Annotated in this window: 18 protein-coding genes and 5 tRNA genes; 5 read left to right on the top strand and 18 right to left on the bottom strand. The window is 55.4% G+C overall.

Going from position 1 to position 20589, the window contains the following annotated elements; genetic code table 11:
- Position 1 precedes the first annotated feature (1 nt).
- Genes WCX18_RS02035 through WCX18_RS02025 form a run of 3 tightly spaced genes read left to right on the top strand, consistent with a single transcriptional unit; the run spans position 2 to position 2102 of the window.
- On the top strand, positions 2 to 604 hold the full coding sequence (locus WCX18_RS02035) for a hypothetical protein (RefSeq protein ID WP_345989124.1): 603 nt from the start codon (positions 2 to 4) through the stop codon (positions 602 to 604).
- The gene (locus WCX18_RS02030; protein WP_345989123.1) at positions 601 to 1344 is read left to right on the top strand and encodes an arginyltransferase; all 744 of its coding nucleotides are present in this window, start codon (positions 601 to 603) and stop codon (positions 1342 to 1344) included. Before WCX18_RS02035 ends, WCX18_RS02030 begins: the two co-directional genes overlap by 4 nt.
- Positions 1323 to 2102, top strand: coding sequence for a DUF3108 domain-containing protein (locus tag WCX18_RS02025; protein ID WP_345989121.1), 780 nt, complete (start codon positions 1323 to 1325; stop codon positions 2100 to 2102). Before WCX18_RS02030 ends, WCX18_RS02025 begins: the two co-directional genes overlap by 22 nt.
- A gap of 17 nt (positions 2103 to 2119) precedes the next feature.
- Here WCX18_RS02025 and fusA read toward each other — a convergent pair whose 3' ends face one another.
- From fusA to WCX18_RS01935, 18 genes are all read right to left on the bottom strand, one after another.
- A complete protein-coding gene (fusA, locus tag WCX18_RS02020) occupies positions 2120 to 4210 on the bottom strand; it encodes an elongation factor G (RefSeq protein WP_345989119.1) in 2091 nt (696 codons plus the stop codon).
- Positions 4211 to 4295: 85 nt separating this feature from the next.
- Positions 4296 to 4763 carry a 30S ribosomal protein S7 gene (gene rpsG, locus WCX18_RS02015; RefSeq protein ID WP_345985922.1) on the bottom strand — a complete coding sequence of 156 codons (468 nt, stop codon included), beginning with the start codon at positions 4761 to 4763 and terminating at the stop codon, positions 4296 to 4298.
- A gap of 114 nt (positions 4764 to 4877) precedes the next feature.
- A complete protein-coding gene (gene rpsL, locus WCX18_RS02010) occupies positions 4878 to 5255 on the bottom strand; it encodes a 30S ribosomal protein S12 (RefSeq protein ID WP_345989117.1) in 378 nt (125 codons plus the stop codon).
- A 148-nt stretch (positions 5256 to 5403) separates the two neighbouring features.
- A complete protein-coding gene (rpoC, locus tag WCX18_RS02005; RefSeq protein ID WP_345989115.1) occupies positions 5404 to 9912 on the bottom strand; it encodes a DNA-directed RNA polymerase subunit beta' in 4509 nt (1502 codons plus the stop codon).
- Entirely contained in the window at positions 9890 to 14059 is a 4170-nt protein-coding gene (gene rpoB / locus WCX18_RS02000; protein WP_345989113.1) for a DNA-directed RNA polymerase subunit beta, read from the bottom strand. The genes rpoC and rpoB overlap by 23 nt, the downstream gene beginning before the upstream one ends.
- A 172-nt stretch (positions 14060 to 14231) precedes the next feature.
- Positions 14232 to 14600, bottom strand: a complete 369-nt coding sequence (gene rplL / locus WCX18_RS01995) for a 50S ribosomal protein L7/L12 (RefSeq protein WP_345989111.1) — start codon at positions 14598 to 14600, stop codon at positions 14232 to 14234.
- A gap of 32 nt (positions 14601 to 14632) precedes the next feature.
- Positions 14633 to 15115 carry a 50S ribosomal protein L10 gene (rplJ, locus tag WCX18_RS01990; protein ID WP_345989109.1) on the bottom strand — a complete coding sequence of 161 codons (483 nt, stop codon included), beginning with the start codon at positions 15113 to 15115 and terminating at the stop codon, positions 14633 to 14635.
- Positions 15116 to 15290: 175 nt separating this feature from the next.
- A complete protein-coding gene (rplA, locus tag WCX18_RS01985) occupies positions 15291 to 15986 on the bottom strand; it encodes a 50S ribosomal protein L1 (protein ID WP_345989107.1) in 696 nt (231 codons plus the stop codon).
- 73 nt (positions 15987 to 16059) lie between these two features.
- The gene (gene rplK, locus WCX18_RS01980) at positions 16060 to 16485 is read right to left on the bottom strand and encodes a 50S ribosomal protein L11 (RefSeq protein ID WP_345989105.1); all 426 of its coding nucleotides are present in this window, start codon (positions 16483 to 16485) and stop codon (positions 16060 to 16062) included.
- A 24-nt stretch (positions 16486 to 16509) separates the two neighbouring features.
- The gene (gene nusG, locus WCX18_RS01975; RefSeq protein WP_345989103.1) at positions 16510 to 17040 is read right to left on the bottom strand and encodes a transcription termination/antitermination protein NusG; all 531 of its coding nucleotides are present in this window, start codon (positions 17038 to 17040) and stop codon (positions 16510 to 16512) included.
- Positions 17041 to 17050: 10 nt separating this feature from the next.
- Positions 17051 to 17236: a preprotein translocase subunit SecE gene (secE, locus tag WCX18_RS01970; protein WP_231020109.1), complete on the bottom strand. Its 186-nt coding sequence runs from the start codon at positions 17234 to 17236 to the stop codon at positions 17051 to 17053.
- Positions 17237 to 17341: 105 nt separating this feature from the next.
- A tRNA-Trp gene (locus WCX18_RS01965) sits at positions 17342 to 17417 on the bottom strand.
- 26 nt (positions 17418 to 17443) lie between these two features.
- Complete coding sequence (rpmG, locus tag WCX18_RS01960) at positions 17444 to 17596, bottom strand: 50S ribosomal protein L33 (RefSeq protein WP_231020107.1); 153 nt, start codon at positions 17594 to 17596, stop codon at positions 17444 to 17446.
- A gap of 34 nt (positions 17597 to 17630) precedes the next feature.
- Positions 17631 to 18833 (bottom strand): elongation factor Tu, encoded by a 1203-nt coding sequence (gene tuf / locus WCX18_RS01955; protein ID WP_345989101.1) that lies wholly within the window; start codon positions 18831 to 18833, stop codon positions 17631 to 17633.
- Between the two features lie 120 nt (positions 18834 to 18953).
- Positions 18954 to 19028, bottom strand: a tRNA-Thr gene (locus WCX18_RS01950).
- 86 nt (positions 19029 to 19114) lie between these two features.
- Positions 19115 to 19191: transfer RNA gene (locus WCX18_RS01945), tRNA-Gly, on the bottom strand.
- Between the two features lie 2 nt (positions 19192 to 19193).
- Positions 19194 to 19279: transfer RNA gene (locus tag WCX18_RS01940), tRNA-Tyr, on the bottom strand.
- A gap of 55 nt (positions 19280 to 19334) precedes the next feature.
- Positions 19335 to 19410, bottom strand: a tRNA-Thr gene (locus tag WCX18_RS01935).
- A 76-nt stretch (positions 19411 to 19486) separates the two neighbouring features.
- On the opposite strand from WCX18_RS01935, the gene WCX18_RS01930 reads away from it, so the two are divergent.
- Together WCX18_RS01930 and WCX18_RS01925 are read left to right on the top strand one after the other, a co-directional pair.
- On the top strand, positions 19487 to 20245 hold the full coding sequence (locus tag WCX18_RS01930) for a YaaA family protein (protein ID WP_345989099.1): 759 nt from the start codon (positions 19487 to 19489) through the stop codon (positions 20243 to 20245).
- 20 nt (positions 20246 to 20265) lie between these two features.
- Positions 20266 to 20586 (top strand): thioredoxin family protein, encoded by a 321-nt coding sequence (locus WCX18_RS01925; RefSeq protein WP_345985912.1) that lies wholly within the window; start codon positions 20266 to 20268, stop codon positions 20584 to 20586.
- Positions 20587 to 20589: the final 3 nt, after the last annotated feature.

Genomic DNA, 20589 nt, shown 5'->3' with positions numbered 1-20589 from the left:
CATGCGCGGGCTGATCCTCGCTCTGTTTCCGCTGCTGCTGCTTTTGGGCTGCGGTGAAAGCAACAGCCGCCAGCAGCCCTACCTGATGGGACAGAACCCCAACGGCCCCTACGCGACACCGCAGCAGGTGCGTGAACGCTCCGAGAAGATCGAAACCGCCAAGATCAAAGCCGACGCGGACAAAGAGATCGCCCTCATCAACAAAGCGCGCGACATCGAAGTCCAGAAACTCATCTCCGAGACCGACGTTACCAAGGCCGGCATCACCAAAGAGGTGGCGATGGAAGAGGCGCAGACGAAGAAGATCGCCATTGAAAAAGAGCATGAGCAGACGACCTACCTCTACTGGCTTATCGCGGCCGCACTGCTGATGCTCTTCTGGTTTCTCTTCTACTACACCGGCAAGAACCGCAAGGAGCGCCTCAAGATCCACGAGGACGAGCTGCTCTACAAGCTCCGGGTCCAGGAGCAGGAGATGAAGATGAAGATGGCCGAAAAGATGCTCGACTCCATCACCTCAGGCAAGCTCTCCCCCGAACAGGAGAACCGCCTCATCGAGACCCTCGAAAATACCACTACGAAGCTGATCGAGCAGAAGCGATGAAAACCCAGGGCGCGAACCGGCTGCTCAAAGAGTGTGCCCTCGAGGAGAAGTGCGCCTACCTCCCCGGACAGGGGCAGACCACCCACTACAAGATTATCTCACACTGCTCCCCCGCCTACTGCGACCACCTCATACGCCGGGGCTGGCGCCGTTTCGGCGAAATGTTCTTCCGCCCCATCTGCAGCAACTGCACCGCCTGCGAAAGCATCAAAATCGACGTGAATGCCTACCGTTTCAGCCGCTCCGAAAAACGGGTCCTGCGCAAGAACGAGGATCTCACCGTCATGATCCGGCGTCCCGGGATGAGCCGAAGGCACCTGGAGCTCTTCAGCGCCTACCACCGCTACATGCACCACCGCCGCGGCTGGGACGAGCAGCCCGTGACGCCGCGCAACTACTACAGCTCCTTCGTCCACGGTTACAACGATTTCGGCTACGAAGTGCTCTACTTCGACCGTGAACGTCTGATCGGCGTCGATCTCATCGACATCCTCCCCAGCGGCATCTCCTCGATCTACTTCTACTACGATCCCGAATATGCCGACCGCTCCCTGGGGAAATACTCTCTCCTGCGGCAGATCAGCCTGGCCAAAGCGCGCGGGCTGCCGTGGATCTACCTGGGCTACTACGTCGAAGGGTGTCAGAGCCTGATGTACAAGCGGGAGTACACCCCGCTGCTGCAGCTGCAGGGCCGCCCCGCCGAAGAGGAGAGCGACACGTGGACCGAACTCCCCTCCTAGGCGACATCATCCGTCCCCTGCTCCCGCTGCTTATCACCGGCGCACTCGGCCTTCAGGCCGCGACGATCGAAGCACGCTACAGTATCGCTTTCTGGGTCATCGGCCATGTAGGCACTGCCACCTTGAAGCTGACGACTGAACAGCAGCGTTACCGCATTGAAGCAAACGCGACGCTCGAAGGGATTGCCGCGCTGCTGGCGCATCATCACAGCGAACACTTTCTGAGCGAGGGGCATATCGACGCCCAGGGGCGTCTTATCCCCGAACGCTACCGTGTCCTGCGTACAATGGATGATTACCGCCGCGAACAGCTCTACCGTTTCGGCCGTAACGGTATCACCGTTTACCAGCATGAAAAAATGCTCGTGACACTGCGCCGTTTCGACCCTAATACCATGCGCTACGTCTCAAAGCGCCGGCCTGCAGAACGCCGTTCCTTCCTCCGTCTACCCTACCGCGCCGAGGATGACCTTCTCACCCTTTACTTCAATGCACGGCCTCAGCTCGAGATTCTTGCACCGGATGACTCCCTCATACAGCGTGCAGCCGGGGCGGACAGCGGCGAAGTCCATGTCACGCGTATGCCCGTACCGTACCGTTACAGCGTTCAGCTAGACCAGGATATTTTCCGGAGTGCGCGCGGCGAAATGGAGATTGAGACGGACGAAGCCTATTATGTCAAAAATGCCGTCTTGAAAGATGTATTACTGTTTGGGGATTTAAAGGTAGAGAGGGAGTGGTTGAGACAGAGCCCGTAGGCTCTAGACGCAGCGGCTTAGCCGTTGCGCTTTTTGATGATCTCTTCTGCGACGTTGCGCGGAACTTCTTCGTAGTGGTCGAACTCCATCGCGTAAGTCGCGCGGCCCTGTGTTGAAGAACGCAGGTCCGTAGAGTAACCGAACATCTCGGAGAGCGGTACGAAGGCGTCAACGATCTTGTTACCACCACGGTCGCCCATGTTGTTAACCTGACCGCGGCGGCGGTTAAGGTCACCGATAACGTCACCCATGTACTCTTCCGGAACTTCGACTTCGACTTTCATCAGCGGTTCGAGGATCGCAGGGTTCGCCTTGCGTGCACCCTCTTTGAAGCCCATGGAAGCTGCAAGTTTGAACGCCATCTCAGAGGAGTCGACCTCGTGGTAGGAACCGTCGTAAACCGCTACTTCAACGTCTTCGATCGGGTAACCCGCGAGGATACCGTTCTGCATCGCTTCTTCACAACCCTTCTGGATCGCCGGAATGTACTCTTTCGGAATAACACCGCCTTTGATCTCGTTGTGGAAGATATAGCCTGAACCCGGTTCGCCCGGCTTGATGCGCAGGTAGACGTGGCCGAACTGACCGCGACCGCCTGACTGCTTGGCGTATTTATACTCCTGGTTGACTTCGTTGCGGATAGACTCGCGGTAGGCAACCTGCGGCGCACCGACTTCCGCTTCGACTTTGAACTCGCGCTTCATACGGTCGACAATGATCTCGAGGTGAAGCTCACCCATACCGGAGATGATCGTCTGGCCGGACTCTTCGTCGGTGTGAACACGGAAAGAAGGGTCTTCCGCAGCCAGTTTGCCCAGTGCGATACCCATTTTTTCCTGGTCAGCTTTCGTTTTCGGCTCAACCGCAACGGAGATAACCGGCTCCGGGAAGTCCATACGCTCGAGAACGACTTTGTCTTTTTCGGACGCCAGGGTATCACCCGTTGTCGTATCTTTCAGACCGACGACCGCGCCGATTTCACCCGCGTAGATCTCTTTGACCTCTTCACGTTTGATGGCGTGCATCTTCATGATACGGCCGACACGCTCTTTCTTGTCCTTGGTCGTATTGATCGCGTAGGAACCTGACTCCAGAACACCGCGGTAAACACGGATGAACGTCAGGGTACCGACGAACGGGTCCGTCATGATCTTGAACGCCAGTGCCGCGAATGGACCGTTGTCCGTAGATTCGACGATGACCTCTTTCTCTTCGTCGTCCATCATCGTACCGCGGATCGCCGCAACTTCCGTCGGGGCCGGCAGGTAGGCAACAACAGCGTCGAGCAGGGTCTGGACACCTTTGTTCTTGAATGCCGTACCGGCAGTCATCGGAACGATGTGCATCGCGATCGTTGCGCGTTTGATCGCCGCGATGATCTCGTCGTTGCTGATCTCTTCACCCTCGAGGAATTTCTCCATCAGCTCTTCGTTACCGTCAACGGAAGAGATCTCTTCGATCATCTTTTCGCGGTACTCTTCGGCTTTGTCCATCATATCGTCGCGGATATCCTGCTCGTGGTAAGCAGAACCCATTGCCGCGTCGGCATCCCAGACGATCTCTTTCATCTTGACGAGGTCGACGACACCTTCGAAGCTGTCTTCCGCACCGATCGGCAGCTGGATCGGCACCGGGTTACCCTTGAGGCGGTTGCGGATCTGGTTTTCAACTTCGTAGAAGTCCGCACCGATACGGTCCATCTTGTTAACGAATACGATAGACGGTACACCGTAACGGTTACGCTGACGCCATACAGTCTCAGACTGCGGCTGAACACCACCGACCGCACAGAATACGGAAACAGCACCGTCAAGAACACGCATGGAGCGCTCAACTTCAATCGTGAAGTCGACGTGGCCCGGGGTGTCGATGATGTTGATCTGTTTGCCGGCCCATTCACAGGTAGTCGCAGCAGACGTAATCGTAATACCGCGCTCCTGCTCCTGCTCCATCCAGTCCATAGTAGCCGCACCGTCGTGTACCTCACCGATCTTGTGCTCAACACCGGTATAGAAGAGGATACGTTCGGTCGTCGTCGTTTTACCCGCATCGATGTGCGCGGCGATACCGATATTTCTTACATCTTCGAGTTTATGAGATCTTGCCATTGTAATAAGCCTTAGATATAGTAGTTAGAGGGGACCGTGCCCCTAAAGCGAGACGCGATAGTAGCACGGAAGGGTTGCATGACGATTACCAGCGGTAGTGTGCGAACGCTTTGTTCGCTTCTGCCATTTTGTAGGTATCTTCTTTCTTCTTGAACGCAGAACCTTTGTCAGTTGCTGCATCCATCAGTTCGTTCGCCAGGCGCTCTGCCATCGTACGCTCATTGCGTTTACGGGCAGCATCGACAAGCCAGCGGATCGCCAGGGAGAGTTGGCGGACAGGGCGTACTTCTACTGGAACCTGATAGGTTGCCCCACCAACGCGGCGGCTTTTGACTTCCAGAACCGGCTTGATGTTGTCGATCGCTTCGTTGAATACTTCGATACCCGGTTTTTCACCGCGGGCACTGATGATATCCAGGGCGCTGTACATGATCTTCTCGGCAGTGCTTTTCTTGCCGTCGAGCATGATTTTGTTAATGAACTTTGTCAGAACTTTGCTGCCGTGAACCGGATCGGGCATGATCTCACGGACGGGCGCTCTTCTTCTACGCATTGTATTTCCTTCAATTTAAAAAAATTTACTCAAAGCCCTCAGGCTCTGTATTCTAGACTCACTTCTCAGGCTGCTGCCCGATACTCAATGAGCGTAGGACTGTAAGGGGTGGCCTTACTTGCTTTTCGGGCGTTTCGTACCGTATTTGGAACGGGCAACCGTACGGTTGGCAACACCGGCAGTATCGAGCGCACCGCGAACGATGTGATACTTAACACCCGGAAGGTCTTTGACACGACCGCCGCGTACGAGAACGATAGAGTGCTCTTGCAGGTTGTGACCTTCACCACCGATATAAGAGATCACCTCGAAACCTGATGTCAGGCGGACCTTGGCGACTTTACGAAGTGCCGAGTTCGGTTTTTTAGGTGTCGTCGTGTAAACACGCGTACAGACGCCGCGGCGCTGCGGGCAGTTTACGAGTGCAGGAGACTTAGATTTCTTGATCACAGCCTTGCGCTCTTTACGAATCAACTGGTTGATTGTAGGCATTTGAATCCTTTCATAATGTAAATGTTCCAGTAGATACTTCTCACGAGAGAGTATTGAACGCGAAATAATACTAAAGTTAAGTTGAATTTTAGCTTATCTTAAGAGAAAAGGGGGTGGTGTGCGGGGGAGACCCCCGCGGAGGGGAACGTTACGATTCGAAGTCGATCGTGTAGTCTTTGTACATACCGGTACCGGCCGGGATCGTACGACCGATAATGACGTTCTCTTTCATATCGGTCAGGTCGTCGATCTTCGCAGAGACGGCCGCTTCAGTGAGGACCTTCGTGGTATCCTGGAAGGACGCCGCGGAGATGATGGAGTCCGCACTGACGGAGGCACGGGTGATACCGACCAGGAACGGCTCGGCAATCGCCGGCTCGCCGCCGAGGCGCAGGATCTTCTCGTTCTCTTCCTTGAAGCGGTTCTTCGAGACGAGGTCGCCCTGAATGAACTTCGTATCGCCGGATTTGACGATCTTGACCTGGCGGATCATCTGGGTAAAGATGACCTCGATGTGTTTGTCCGCAATGTTAACCCCCTGGCGGCGGTAGACCTGCTGGACTTCGCTGACCAGGTAGTTGTACAGTGCCTTGACTCCGAGGATACGCAGGATCTCGTGGCTCGAGACCATACCGTCGGAGAGACGTTCGCCGGCGTGAACGAATTCGCCCGGGTGGACCAGGGCGTTCTGGTTCTTGTCGACAAAGTACTCTTTGATGATGCCGTTTTCGCCGGTAATGACGATACGCTCTTTCCCGCGCAGCGGCTTGCCGAAGCTGACGACACCGTCAACCTCTGCGATGAGGGCGACATCTTTCGGCTTACGGGCTTCGAAGAGCTCGGAAACGCGCGGGAGACCCCCGGTAATGTCGCGTGACTTCTGGAGCGCTTTCGGTGTTTTCGCCAGGATGTCGGCGACGTTGACCGTCGCGTTGTTCTGGGCGAAGACCGCCGTTTTCGGCTCGAGCGAATAACGGATAAGCTCGCCGGCTTCCGTCGCGAGCACGATCGCCGGTTTGTATTCCGGAGAGATGTACTCGTTGATCATCAGACGCGTTTTGCCCGTCAGTTCGTCGAACTGCTCGGACGCCGTGACGCCCGGGATGACATCTTCGAACTTGACCGTACCGGCCGCTTCGGAGATGATCGGGTTGGAATAAGGGTCCCACTCGGCGATGACGAGCGATTCGGCCGTTGCCGCGTGGGCAATGACCGTTGCCGCTTCCGCCTCGGCATCATCGTCGATATCGACGATGGAGCCGCGGGCGATGTAGTGGCGGTTCGCTTCACGGTCATCAGCGTCGACGACGACGGCGAAAAGTCCCTTCTCGGTGACTTCGTAGCCTTTGCTGATCGCGTCGTAGCGCTCAAGGTAATCCCCTTTGAGGAGGAAGAACTTGACCGTACCTTTCGCGCCAGCTTCGACACGCTGTGTTACCGGTGCGCCGTCGTCGACGAGCAGCTCGGAAGCGTACGGGATACGGTTCGGAACGTTCCAGCCGTCACGGATCGTCTCGACGATCGACTCATGGGCGACGACTTTCGCGCCGCTGTCGTACGGCAGGTAGAACTTCCCTTCGATCTTGCCGCTGACGCCGGCCAGTTCGTTCGGGCGGGCAACCTCGGTCTTGCGCAGGGTATAGCGCTGTGTCTGTTCCCCGTTGCTGACGCTGACCAGAACCTCGTCGTGGATCGTCTGAACGTCGATCGTACCGTCAAACGGCGCCTTGATCTTCGGTTCGACCAGCAGGACACCCGCATTACGGCGGTTGGCGACGATGTTCTTGCCTTCCTGGTTCTTATAGGTTTTCAGGTTGTAGTAGCGGATGAAACCTTTCTTCGTTGCCACAACCTGGCGCTCTTCACGGGTGCTGGACGCCGTACCACCGACGTGGAAGGTACGAAGCGTCAGCTGCGTACCCGGTTCCCCGATCGACTGTGCCGCGATAATACCGACGGCCTCGCCCTTGCGGACCAGTTCGCCTGTTCCGAGGTTTTTACCGTAGCAGAGCGCACAGACGCCGCCTTCGGACTTACAGGTCGCCGGCGTACGGATATGCACGGACTTGATGCCCGCTTCGACGATTTTGCTCGCCTTGATCTCGTCGATCAGCTCACCCTCCGGATAGAGGATCTCGTTGGTGATCGGGTCGATCGCGTCCTCGGCGAGGACACGGCCGTAGATACGGTCTTCAAGCGGTTCGATCATCTCGTTACCGATGGAGATGTCCGTGATCTCGATCCCTTCGTGGGAACCACAGTCGTCCTCGACGATCTTCACGTTCTGCGCGACATCGACGAGTTTACGCGTCAGGTAACCGGCATTCGCCGTTTTCAGCGCGGTGTCGGCGAGACCTTTACGGGCACCGTGGGTCGAAATGAAGTACTCAAGGACGTTCAGACCCTCTTTAAAGTTTGAGATAATCGGCGTCTCAATGATCGAGCCGTCCGGCTTCGCCATAAGACCCCGCATACCCGCGAGCTGACGGATCTGGGCCGCGGAACCCCGCGCCCCGGAGTCGGCCATCATGTAGATGGAGTTGAAGCCCGCTTTGTCGTTCTCGATCAGCGTCATCATATCGCCCGCAAGCGTATTGTTAACGTCGGTCCAGACGTCGATGATCTTGTTGTAGCGTTCCTGCTCGGTCAGAAGACCCGCTTCGTACTGCTTCTGGATCTCCTTGACCTTCGCTTTGGACTGCGCGATCAGTTCCGGCTTCTCTTCCGGGACGATAACGTCGTCGACGGAGATGGAGACCCCCGCCGCCGTCGCGTGTTTGAAACCGAGGTTTTTCAGACGGTCGAGGAAGCCCGCGGTGACAGCGATGCCGCCGTACTTCTGGACGTAGTCGACCAGAGCGTTGATCGCTTTTTTCTTCATGACGCGGTTCCACAGGTCGACCGGAACGAAGGACGGCAGGATCTCCTTGATCAGGAGGCGGCCGACCGTCGTCGTGATCATACGGCCGTCGACACGGGTACGGATACGTGCATGCAGGTCAAGCGAGCTCTGCTCCAGTGCGATGCGGATCTCGTCGACGTTGGCGAACAGCTTGTTCGAGCCGACGACACCGTTCTTCTCCAGGGAGAGGTAATAGATCCCGAGGACCATATCCTGCGACGGTGTCGCGATCGCTTTACCGGAGGCCGGGAGCAGAATGTTCATGGATGAGAGCATCAGAACTTTCGCTTCCGCAATCGCCTCGGCGGAGAGCGGCACGTGGACCGCCATCTGGTCACCGTCGAAGTCGGCGTTGAAGGCCGCACAGACGAGCGGGTGCAGCTGGATCGCTTTCCCTTCGATCAGGCGCGGGTGGAAGGCCTGGATCGAGAGTTTGTGCAGCGTCGGTGCACGGTTGAGCATGATCGGGTAGCCCTCGACGATCTCGGAGAGACACTCCCAAACCTCGTTGGTTTTGTCCTCGATCATCTTCTTGGCAGCCTTGACCGTTGTCGCGTACCCTTTATCTTCGAGCTTCGCAATCAGGTGCGGCTTGAAGAGTTCAAGGGCCATTTTCTTCGGCAGACCGCACTGGTCCATCTTGAGGTCCGGACCGACGACGATGACCGAACGGCCGGAGAAGTCGACACGCTTACCGAGGAGGTTCTGACGGAAACGTCCCTGCTTGCCCTTGATGACTTCTGAAAGGGATTTCAGCGGACGCTTGTTGGCACCCTTGACGGCATTGGCACGGCGGCCGTTGTCGAAGAGGGCATCGACGGATTCCTGAAGCATACGCTTCTCGTTGCGGACGATAATTTCCGGCGCTTCGAGCTCGATCAGGCGCTTCAGACGCTGGTTACGGTTGATAACACGGCGGTAGAGGTCGTTGACGTCTGAGACGGCGAACTTGCCGCCGTCCAGGCTGACCAGCGGACGCAGATCCGGCGGCAGGACCGGCAGCACGGAGAGCATCATCCACGCCGGGTTGTTCCCGGAGTTCAGGAAGGATTCGATGACCTTCAGGCGCTTGACGATCGTTTTGCGCTTCGCTTCGGAACGGGTCCCCTCCATCTCCTCTTTGAGGACGGAGAAGAGCTCGACGAGGTCGATGTCGTCGAGCAGGTCACGGATAACCTCACCACCCATCTGGGCGACAAAACCGCTCTCGCTGTAGCGCTGGTTCAGGGTACGGTACTGCTCTTCGTTGAGAACGTCGTACTTGATGACCGGTGCGCTCTGTTCCGCATCGTAGTACGCTTCACCGCCGCTTTTGACGATGTACGCCTCGTAGTAGAGTACGCGCTCGAGGTCTTTCATCTTGACACCCAGGAGCGTACCGATACGGCTCGGCAGGGAGCTGACATACCAGATGTGCGCGACCGGCGTGACCAGGTCGATATGACCCATGCGCGTACGGCGGACTTTGGAAGTCGTGACCTCAACGCCACACTTCTCACAGACGACGCCCTTGTAGCGCATCTTCTTGTACTTGCCGCACAGACACTCGTAATCGCGGACCGGTCCGAAGATCTTCGCGCAGAACAGACCGTCGCGTTCCGGTTTCAGGGTACGGTAGTTGATCGTCTCCGGCTTTTTGACTTCGCCGTGGCTCCAGGAGAGGATCTTCTCCGGGCTCGCCAGGCGGAACTGCAGCTGTTTAATGTCCTTCGGGCGATTCTCTTCCGTTACTTCAATCGGCACTAATTTGCTCATCGTCTTCCACCTCGTCAAAAATCTCTACATCAAGCGCAAGGGATTGCAGCTCTTTTGTCAGTACGAACAGCGTTTCAGGAATACCGGATTCCGGCACGCTTTCACCTTTTGTCAATGCTTTGTACGCCGCGACACGACCGTCAACGTCATCCGACTTGATCGTCAGCATCTCTTTGAGGACGGCGGAAGCACCGTAGGCCTCGAGGGCCCATACTTCCATCTCCCCGAAGCGCTGCCCGCCGAAGAGGGCCTTACCGCCGACCGGCTGCTGGGTAACGAGGGAGTACGGCCCCGTGGAACGGGCGTGGACCTTCTCGTCAACCAGGTGGTGCAGTTTGATGACATACATGTAACCGACGTTGACACGCTCTTTGAGCTGTTCACCGGTCTTACCGTCGAACAGGACGGTCTTACCGTCTTTGTCCATCTTGGCCATGGCGAAGAGGTTCTCGAACTCCTCGGCGTTGACACCCTCGAAGATCGGCGTCGCGAAACGGACACCGTTGCTCCAGTCGCGGGCATACTTGAGGATCTCGTCGTCGCTCATCTTGGCGACGGCGTCTTCGAGTTTCATCAGGCGTGCAGTAGCCGCGATCTCACCGAGCTGCTTGCGAAGCGAAGCGATCAGATCCGCCTGCTCCTTCTCGAACTGCTCCTGGATCTGGTAGCCGAGCTCGCGGCCGACCATACCGAGGTGCATCTCGAGGATCTGTCCGATGTTCATACGCGACGGAACCCCCAGCGGGTTCAGACAGACGTCGACGGAACGGCCGTTTGCCATGTACGGCATATCGACTTCCGGGACGATCGTGGAGACGATACCCTTGTTCCCGTGACGACCGGCCATCTTGTCCCCGACTTTGAGCTTGCGCTTCGTCGCGACGTAGACCTTGACGTATTTGACGACGCCGTTGGGGAGAATGTCGTCTTTTTCAAGGATCGTCAGCTTCTCTTCGTGCTCGTCGCGGAACTTCTTCTTCTCTTTCTGGAAGTGGTTCTTCGTCTTGTTGTACTTCGCCTGGACCTCTTCGCTGTACGCCTTGACGATGTTGTTCATCGCGAAGCGGTTGACGTTCTCAAGGTCTTCGGCCTTGATCAGGTCGCCGGCACTGTAGGCCGTACCATTGGCGGTAACATCGCTTTCCAGCGGCGACTTGGTCAGCAGGGAGACGACACGCATCATCTCCTCTTTGTCGATCATCAGGAGGCGGTCGTAGTGCTCGCGCTCGAGCTCGTCGCGTTCCGCTTTCTCCATCTCGAGGGTACGCGGGTCTTTGTCATAGCCCTTCTTCGTGAAGACCTTGACGTCGACGACGACCCCTTCCATGCTTGGCGGACAGTAGAGCGACTTGTTGACGACATGGCCCGCTTTTTCGCCGAAGATGGCGCGCAGGAGGCGTTCTTCCGGTGTCGGCTTCACTTCACCCTTCGGGGAGACCTTACCGACGAGGATCATGCCGCCGCTGACATAGGTACCGATCTTGACGATACCGCTTTCATCCAGGTGCGCGAGGTCTTCGTCGCGGACGTTCGGGATATCGCGGGTGATCTCTTCGACACCGTGCTTCAGTTCGCGCGCTTCCGCCTCTTTCTCGTAAATGTGAACGGAGGTGTACGCATCCTCGCGGATCAGCTTTTCGGAGATGACGATAGCATCCTCGAAGTTGTAACCGTTCCACGGCATGAACGCGACGAGCGCATTCTGGCCGAGGGCGAGCTCGCCCTGGTCCATGTTCGGACCGTCGGCGATGACCTGCCCGGCTTTAACGTGCTCACCGACCTTGACGATCGGCTTCTGACCGAAGGTCGTATTCTGGTTGGTACGCAGGTTCTTCTGCAGCGGGTAGTAGTCGATGACCGCGCCTTCGTCATCCTTGCTGATGACGTAGATGTGGCGGGCGTCGATCTTCTCGACGATACCGGCGCGTTTCGCCTTGACGCTCTCCCACGCATCGCGGGCGACAAGTTTCTCGACACCCGTTCCGACCATCGGTGCGGAGGGCTTGAGGAGCGGTACGGCCTGGCGCTGCATGTTCGATCCCATAAGGGCGCGGTTCGCGTCATCGTGTTCCAGGAACGGAATCAGTGACGCGGCGACACCGACGACCATGTGGGACGAGAGGTCCATGTACTCTGCATCTTTCGGTGAACCGAGAATGATCTCGCCGTCTTTGCGCAGCTCGATCAGGTCTTCGACGAACTGGCCGTTTGCATCAACTTTGTTCGATGCCGCGGCGATGGTCATCCCCTCTTCCTGCGTTGCCGTCAGATAGATGACGTTCTCGTCACCGTACTGGACGACGCCGTCTTTGACGACGTTGTACGGCGCTTCGATAAAGCCGTGCTCGTTGACCTTCGCGTAGGTCGCGAGGGTGTTGATAAGACCGATGTTCTGACCCTCCGGGGTCTCGATCGGACAGATACGGCCGTAGTGCGTCGGGTGGACGTCACGGACTTCGAAGCCGGCACGCTCTTTGACGAGACCGCCCTCACCGAGTGCGGAGAGGCGGCGTTTGTGCGTCACTTCTGACAGCGGGTTCGTCTGGTCCATAAACTGGCTCAGCTGGCCGCCGGAGAAGAACTCCATGATCGTCGACGTGATCATCTTGGAGTTGATCAGGTCGTGCGGCATCAGTTCGGCCATCGGCCCGCTCATCGTGGAGAGCTTGTCCTTGATCGCCTTCTGCATCTTGATGAGACCGTTGTGCAGCTCGTTTCCGAGCAGCTCACCGATGGAGCGGATACGGCGGTTACCGAGGTGGTCGCGGTCGTCGATGTGGCCCTTGCCGTTCTTGACCTTGATGACGTACTTGACCGTATTGATGATATCCTCGTTCGTGAGTACCGTGACGTACTCCGGGATCTCCTGGCCGAGCTTGTGGTTCATCTTCATACGGCCGACGCGGGTCAGGTCGTAGCGTTCCGGGTCAAAGAAGAGCTGGTTGACGAAGGCTTTCGCCGCCTCTTTCGTGACCGGTTCACCCGGGCGCATGACCTTGTAGATACGGATCGCCGCGAGGTCGTTCTCGTCTTCGAGCTCTTCGGTCTGCTTCAGCAGTTTCAGTGAATCCGCATCCGCCAGGAAGGCGTTGATAACGGAGCTGTCGACGCCGGAAGCCAGGTCGTTCGCGATAATGAAGGAGCTGATGCCCGCTTCCGCGATCTTCTTGAGCTTCATCTCGTCGATGGAGGTCATCGTATCGAAGAGGACTTCGCCCGTCTCCGGATTGATGATCGGCTCGGCAAGGTGACGTTCGCAGAGAACTTCGACCGGATACTGGACACGCGTAATGCCCGTTTCGATCATCTTCTGCGCTTTCTTGCTGGAGAGACGTTTACCGGCGGCGACGTGGACATTGCCCTCTACGTCGCGGAGGTCGAACTCCAGGCGCCCGTCGAACTGGTCCGGCTCGAACGGCATCAGGAACGCATTGTCCACGATCTCGATCGTCTGGAGCGGGTAGAAGAGCTTCAGGATATCCTGCTTGCTGTACCCCAGGGCACGGAACATGATCGTGACCGGTACTTTACGGCGCTTGTTGATGCGCATGTAAAGGATGTCTTTCGGGTCATACTCGAAATAGAGCCATGAACCGCGGTCCGGGATGATCTGACCGGTGTAGATCAGCTTGTTGCCGGCCGTCGTCGCTTCTTCTTCTTTGAAGATAACACCCGGCGAACGGTGGAGCTGGTTGACGACGACGCGTTCGACGCCGTTGATGACGAAGGAGGTACGGTCCGTCATCAGCGGGATATCGCGGATAAAGATCGACTGTTCTTTGATCTCGCTGACACCCTTCTTCTCTTTGGTGTTCTCGTCACGGTCCCAGAGGACCAGGCGCGTTTTCATGCGCAGGGAGACGGAGTAGGTCAGGCCGCGTTCCATACACTCGCGTACGGTGTATTTCGGCGTACCGATCTCGGACCCCATGTACTCAAGCGTAATGCGGTTCTGGGCATCATGGATCGGGAAGACAGACTGGAATACGCGTTCCAGGCCGCTTTCGGCGCGATCCTTCTGATCCATCATCAGAAAGTTTTCGTAAGAGCTCAGTTGCAGTTGAAGGAGGTTAGGAACATCGATCTGTTGCGGGGTTTTAGCGAAGTCAACACGTAAGCGGTTTCCGGAGTAGAGTGTGTTTAACATATAGGCTACCTCGAATGAAGTTAAATTACTGAAAGCAGTTCAGTAAGTGCAGTGTCCAAGCAGGCGTCCCTGCCATAAACGACGTAAGGGCACTTTTGCCGTCCGTTCGAAAACGGGAGGCAAAAGCGCCCGGAAAAGGTTCGGAAGGCCACGCCTTCCGAGGAAAGAGAACTTACTTGAGCTCGACGGAAGCGCCGGCTTCTTCGAGTTCTTTCTTTGCAGCTTCTGCAGTCTCTTTATCAACACCTTCTTTGATAACAGAGCCAGCAGTTTCAACCGCTTCTTTCGCTTCTTTGAGGCCGAGACCTGTCAGGCCGCGGACAACTTTAATAACGTTGATCTTCTTCGCACCAGCGTCTTTGAGGATAACGTCGAATTCAGTTTTTTCTTCGGCAGCTTCAGCAGCTACAGCAACACCGGCAACAGCAACCGGCTGAGCAGATACGCCGAATTTTTCTTCGAACTCTTTAACAAGTTCGGACAGTTCGAGAACGGAAAGGTTAGAGATGTACTCGAGTACGTCTTCTTTAGTTACAGCCATTTTTATCTCCTAATGGTAGTTAGTAATAGTAATTAAGCCTCTTCTTCGCGCTTTTTTCTAAGCGCATCGAGACCGATCGTAAAGTTGGTGAGCGGTGCCATCCAGGTAGCAGCCAGCATGCCAAGCAGTTCGTTGCGACCCGGGAGTTTTGCGAAAGCTTCGATCTTCGCTTTGTCCGCAGGCTCTTTATCGAGGTAACCCGCTTTAATGCTCAGTTTATCGTTTTTCTTCGCGAAATCCGCTGCAACTTTTGCCGCGCCGATAACGTCGTCGGACCAGATGAAGATGTTCATATCTTTCAGTTCGACGCCGGTCATATCAGCATTCGCCAGTGCGATGTTCGCCAGGGTGTTTTTTACAACCTGAACTTTCGCATCGCTTTGGCGAGCCATACCGCGCAGCTCTTCAAGATCAGCTACACCCAGACCGTTATAGTCACAGATAACGACGGCTGCAACACTTCCGAACTCGCCGGTAAGATAGTTGACAACTTCCGTTTTTTCAGCTCTTGTCATTCGTTCTCCTTTCCAGACTTCAACTTCAAGCGGGGCGGGGAAAGGCCGATTAAGCAGCACAGGCTGCCCCCAACTCTCTTTAGTCCAAAGATTTCAGATCTTCGTTTAGTGAAAATCTTGCGTCTGGCATCCGTGATGTCAAACGCAAGACTTCCGTCCCCCGGAGGGGAAAGAATTACTTGATGTCCGCCAGTTCGGCGACGTCAAATTTGAGCGCCGGGCTCATTGTCAGAGAGAGCGCAGCGTTCTTGATGTAGCGGCCTTTTGAAGAAGCCGGCTTGTGCTTGTTGATCGCGGCGACGAACGCTTTGACGTTCTCGGCGATCTTGTCAGCATCGAAGCTTGCTTTACCGATACCGGCGTGGATGTTCCCTTTTTTGTCAACACGGAAAGCGACCTGGCCGCCTTTGACGTTCTTGACCGCAGTCGCGACGTCCGGTGTTACCGTACCCGTTTTCGGGTTCGGCATCAGGCCTTTTGGCCCGAGGATACGGCCGATCTTACCGACGACACCCATACAGTCCGGCGCTGCGACAACAACGTCAAACGGCATGTTACCGGCCTGGATCATCTCGACGAGCTCATCCGTACCGACGATATCGGCACCGGCTGCTTTTGCTTCATCGATTTTGGCGCCTTTGGCGAAAACGGCGACGCGAACTGTTTTACCTGTACCGTGAGGAAGCACAACGGCACCGCGGACCATCTGGTCAGCGTGGCGCGGGTCAACACCCAGGTTCATCGCGATTTCGACCGTTTCGTCAAACTTGGCAGACTGCAGTTCTTTTACGAACGCTGCCGCTTCAACGACGCTGTACTGTTTTGTCGCGTCGATTTTTTCGTTCAGCTGCTTATAACGTTTGCTAGCCATATTATTCTCCTGAATTTATTCTGCCGCAGTTTTTTTGTATCTTTGCGGTCGAAGATAGTTCGGTTGCTTACAGTTATTCTGTAATTTCAAGGCCCATTGCACGTGCAGAACCGGCAAGGATTTTCGCTGCCTGCTCTTCGTCGTCCGTGTTGAGGTCGGCGATCTTCATCTTCACGACTTCCATCAGCTGCGCCTTGGTGATCTTCGCAACTTTGTTTTTCAGCGGGTTGTCAGAACCCTTCTTGATACCAGCTGCTTTCATCAGCAGAGCAGATGCCGGCGGCTGTTTCGTGATGAAAGAGAAGCTTCTGTCGTTGTAGACCGTAATGATGGTCGGAACTTTGAAGCCCATCTTGTCTTTTGTCTTTTCATTGAATGCTTTACAGAATTCCATGATGTTGACGCCGCGCTGACCCAGCGCAGGACCGACCGGAGGTGCCGGGTTGGCAGCGCCGGCTTGAATTTGCAACTTGATATAACCCATGACTTTCTTTGCCATTGTGCTTCCTTTTCCTTTGTAAGATTAAATAATTTTTTCGACCTGGGTGTACGAAATGTCCACCGGGGTGCTGCGACCGAAGATCGATACGTTGAGCTTCAGTGTACCGTGTTCGAGGTCGTATTCGTCGACTGTACCCGTAAAGTTCGCGAACGGGCCGTCGATGATACGGACCATCTCGCCGTTTTCGAAGTAGACCTTCGGTTTCGGCGCCGCACGGTTCTCGACGCGGTCGAGGATCGTGTTAATGTCGTTCTCGCTCAGCGGTGTCGGATGATTGGCCTCACCGATGAAGCCGGAGACGCGCGGCAGCGACTGAATCAGGTGCTGCGTCGGCGTATCCAGATCGACGTTGATGAAAACGTAACCGGAATAGAGGGAACGTTCGCTGATCTTTTTCTTTCCGTCTTTGACCTCGATGACGTCTTCCGTCGGAACGACGACCTCTTTGATCTTTTCGGCGAGGTTATGCTCGTCAATCAGGTTGAGGATCGCGTTTTTAACGCTGCGTTCGCTGCCCGCGTAGGTCTGGATAGAATACCATTGATGTGCCATATGTTCTCCCTTAGCCCAAAATCGCTGACAGTGATGAAGACATGATCAAGTCTACAAGTGCCAAAAAGATCGAAACGAAAGCAACTACCACCACGACGGCGATGAACGCCTGTTTCACCTGCGCCTTAGTCGGGAAAATGACTTTGGAGAGCTCGATGCGGGCGTTTCTGACATAACTGTTAAGTGTTGATTTCATTTCCATTCCTCTTGCGCACCTCGAAGAATCTGACGCGGAGATTTTTCGAGGTACCCATTGACATTCGCGATAACTGAAGCCCCGGGGCTGCATTGATCGGGAATGTGGCAGGCGAAGAGGGACTCGAACCCCCAACCATCGGATTTGGAATCCGGCGCTCTACCATTGGAGCTATTCGCCTATGATTCTCCCGAGCGGGAGAACAACTTACAGTTTTGCTTCTTTGTGAACCGTATGTTCGCGGCAGAACTTGCAGTATTTGCGCACAGAGAATTTCTCAGTGTGCGTCTTTTTGTTTTTGCTTGTGTGGTAGTTGCGACGTGTGCACTTCTCACAAGCCAGGTGGATATTTTCACGCATTGTTATTTCCTAGAATTGCGAATCGGAGACCCGATTACGCAAGGATTTTGGAAACGACGCCGGCGCCGACAGTACGGCCACCTTCGCGAATCGCGAAGCGTGTACCTTCTTCCATCGCGATCGGAGCGATGAGTTCTGCGACGATCGCAACGTTGTCACCCGGCATAACCATCTCTGTACCTTCCGGCAGAGTGATCGCACCCGTTACGTCAGTTGTACGGACGTAGAACTGCGGGCGGTAACCGTTGAAGAACGGAGTATGGCGTCCACCTTCCTCTTTGGAGAGGATATAGACTTCTGCTTCGAACTTCGTGTGCGGTGTGATGGATTTCGGCTTACAGAGAACCTGACCACGCTCAACCGCTTCTTTAGCGATACCGCGGAGGAGGACACCACAGTTGTCACCGGCGACACCACAGTCCATCTCTTTACGGAACATCTCAACACCTGTAACAGTTGTTGTCTGCGTGTCGCGGATACCGACGATTTCGATCGTCTCACCGACACAGACCTGACCACGCTCAACACGACCAGTAACAACTGTACCACGACCGGAGATAGAGAATACGTCCTCAACCGGCATCAGGAAGTCTTTGTCAGTTTCACGAGTCGGCTCAGGAATGTAAGCGTCGACTTCTTCCATCAGCTTGAGGATTTTTTCGCCCCATTCGCCGATTTTGCCTTCTTTAGCTTCTTCCAGTGCTCTCAGTGCTGAACCAGCAACGATCGGAGTGTCGTCACCCGGGAACTCGTACTGATCGAGCAGTTCGCGAATTTCCATTTCAACCAGCTCGAGGAGCTCTTCGTCGTCAACCATGTCTTCTTTGTTCATGAAAACAACGATGTACGGAACACCGACCTGGCGAGAAAGGAGGATGTGCTCGCGCGTCTGCGGCATCGGGCCGTCAGCAGCAGAAACAACGAGAATCGCGCCGTCCATCTGAGCAGCACCCGTAATCATGTTCTTGACGTAGTCGGCGTGGCCCGGACAGTCAACGTGCGCATAGTGGCGGTTAGCTGTCTCATACTCAACGTGAGACGTAGCAATCGTAATACCGCGCTCGCGCTCTTCCGGAGCGTTGTCGATCTGATCGTAGTCCATGAATGCAGCTTTGTCGCCATGCACGCCAAGTACCGCTGTAATTGCTGCTGTCAGTGTAGTTTTACCGTGGTCAACGTGACCGATGGTACCGATGTTAACGTGCGGTTTCGTACGTTCAAACTTTTCTTTTGCCATTGTGTCCTCCGACTTTAAGAATTAATGGAAACGGAATTATACCAGATAAAGCGTACAAAATAGCTTTTTAGGCTCCCATTATTACTCCAGCATTACAGGGAAACGTACCCAAACGTTCCGTGGAGCCCAGTAGCAGAATTGAACTGCCGACCTCTTCCTTACCAAGGAAGTGCTCTACCTCTGAGCTAACTGGGCATGTAACAGCAATAAAGTAATAATGGGAAACTAAAAACTATTTATGTAGTTGTGAAGTAGTAAACAACTTATACTACAGCTCCCAGTGGAGCGGGAAACGAGACTCGAACTCGCGACCCTCAGCTTGGAAGGCTGACGCTCTAGCCAACTGAGCTATTCCCGCAATGGTGGTGAGAGGAGGATTCGAACCTCCGAAGGTAAAAACCAGCAGATTTACAGTCTGCCCTCGTTGGCCACTTGAGTATCTCACCACGGCCTGTTATATCTGGTCTAACACTGTTTCTAAATGAAAAAACAATTTCGAAATGGTGCCGGCACGAGAAGTCGAATCCCGGGCCTACTGATTACAAATCAGTTGCTCTACCAGCTGAGCTATGCCGGCGTATTTGAAATTGAGCCAGAATTATAGTCGATTCCACCCGTGATGTCAAGACTAAATTGAAAAAATTTTGTACAATATGCAAAAAAGAGATTTCAGCATGATTTTCACCCTCTTCTCCCCCTCCGAAGGCAAACGCACCGGCGGCGCTTTCGGCGGTCTCGATACGGAAACCCTCCTTTTTGGACTCCCGCCCCGCAAGGCGATTCTCGATGCCTATAATGCCATCGTCAGCGGTGATGACCTCGACCAGGTACTTGCCCTTTTCGGTCTGAAAAAAGCCGGGGATGCCCAGCCCTTCATCGCCGACCTCTACAGCGCGCCGACCATGCCCGCGGTCGAACGCTACGACGGCGTAGCCTACGAATACCTTGACTACCCCTCCCTCGATGCGGAGGGGAGCGCCTACCTGCAAGAGCGGCTCATTATCTTCTCCAACCTTTTCGGCCCGCTGCGCGGCGGCGACCTCATCCCCGCCTATAAAGTCAAGCAGGGCAACAGCGTCGGCGACTTCGCGCCCGAACGCTATTATAAGGATGCGTTTAACGCCGAGCTCGACGCCCTGATCGGCGAAGACGAGATCCTCGACCTGCGTGCGGGCTACTACGACAAATTCTTCAAACCGACAAAACCGATCACGACGATGAAGTTCATCAAGGAGGGGAAGGTTGTGAGCCACTGGGCGAAGGCGTACCGCGGCATCGTGCTGCGCCACCTCGCGCAGCACCGTTTCGAAACCATTGAGGATCTGCTCGCTTCGCAGATCCCGGGGCTCGCCTGCCGGGAGATTCTCGAGAAAAAAGGGAAGCGTGAAGCCGTCTTCGACATTATTGCGTGATTGTGGGGTAAAATTCTCTCATGCAAACACTTACCGAGATCGAAAACACCCTCCGCGAGAAGCCGGCGGTCATGCTCTACTTCAGTGCCCCGACCTGCAACGTCTGCCATGCCCTGAAACCGAAACTCGTCGACGCCGTCACCACTAATTTCGATGCCGTCGAGATCGTCAGTATCGATATCTCCGAATCCCCGGAGATCGCTTCGCACTACAGCGTCTTCGCCATCCCGACCCTGCTCGTCTTCCTCGACGGGCGGGAGTTCCTGCGCAAAAGCCGCCACATGAGCGTCGGCGAGGTCGTCGAAGCGATCCGCCGCCCTTACGAGATGATGTTCTCCTGAGCG

Source organism: Sulfurimonas sp. HSL1-2 (assembly GCF_039645565.1).
Classification (GTDB): Bacteria; Campylobacterota; Campylobacteria; order Campylobacterales; family Sulfurimonadaceae; genus Thiomicrolovo; species Thiomicrolovo zhangzhouensis.
Note: the sequence above shows the minus strand (reverse complement) of the source record. Positions and strands in the feature narration are given on the sequence as shown.

Bases quoted from the DNA above. Each gene is read 5' to 3' on its own strand.
- rpoB (WP_345989113.1), bottom strand. From the start codon at position 14,059: ATGTTAAACACACTCTACTCCGGAAACCGCTTACGTGTTGACTTCGCT.
- nusG (WP_345989103.1), bottom strand. From the start codon at position 17,040: ATGGCACATCAATGGTATTCTATCCAGACCTACGCGGGCAGCGAACGC.
- rpoC (WP_345989115.1), bottom strand. From the start codon at position 9,912: ATGAGCAAATTAGTGCCGATTGAAGTAACGGAAGAGAATCGCCCGAAG.
- rpsG (WP_345985922.1), bottom strand. From the start codon at position 4,763: ATGCGTAGAAGAAGAGCGCCCGTCCGTGAGATCATGCCCGATCCGGTT.
- rplL (WP_345989111.1), bottom strand. From the start codon at position 14,600: ATGGCTGTAACTAAAGAAGACGTACTCGAGTACATCTCTAACCTTTCC.
- rpsL (WP_345989117.1), bottom strand. From the start codon at position 5,255: ATGCCTACAATCAACCAGTTGATTCGTAAAGAGCGCAAGGCTGTGATC.
- WCX18_RS01930 (WP_345989099.1), top strand. From the start codon at position 19,487: ATGCAAAAAAGAGATTTCAGCATGATTTTCACCCTCTTCTCCCCCTCC.
- fusA (WP_345989119.1), bottom strand. From the start codon at position 4,210: ATGGCAAGATCTCATAAACTCGAAGATGTAAGAAATATCGGTATCGCC.
- rpmG (WP_231020107.1), bottom strand. From the start codon at position 17,596: ATGCGTGAAAATATCCACCTGGCTTGTGAGAAGTGCACACGTCGCAAC.
- WCX18_RS02035 (WP_345989124.1), top strand. From the start codon at position 2: ATGCGCGGGCTGATCCTCGCTCTGTTTCCGCTGCTGCTGCTTTTGGGC.
- rplA (WP_345989107.1), bottom strand. From the start codon at position 15,986: ATGGCTAGCAAACGTTATAAGCAGCTGAACGAAAAAATCGACGCGACA.
- tuf (WP_345989101.1), bottom strand. From the start codon at position 18,833: ATGGCAAAAGAAAAGTTTGAACGTACGAAACCGCACGTTAACATCGGT.
- rplK (WP_345989105.1), bottom strand. From the start codon at position 16,485: ATGGCAAAGAAAGTCATGGGTTATATCAAGTTGCAAATTCAAGCCGGC.
- WCX18_RS02030 (WP_345989123.1), top strand. From the start codon at position 601: ATGAAAACCCAGGGCGCGAACCGGCTGCTCAAAGAGTGTGCCCTCGAG.
- secE (WP_231020109.1), bottom strand. From the start codon at position 17,236: ATGAAATCAACACTTAACAGTTATGTCAGAAACGCCCGCATCGAGCTC.
- WCX18_RS01925 (WP_345985912.1), top strand. From the start codon at position 20,266: ATGCAAACACTTACCGAGATCGAAAACACCCTCCGCGAGAAGCCGGCG.
- rplJ (WP_345989109.1), bottom strand. From the start codon at position 15,115: ATGACAAGAGCTGAAAAAACGGAAGTTGTCAACTATCTTACCGGCGAG.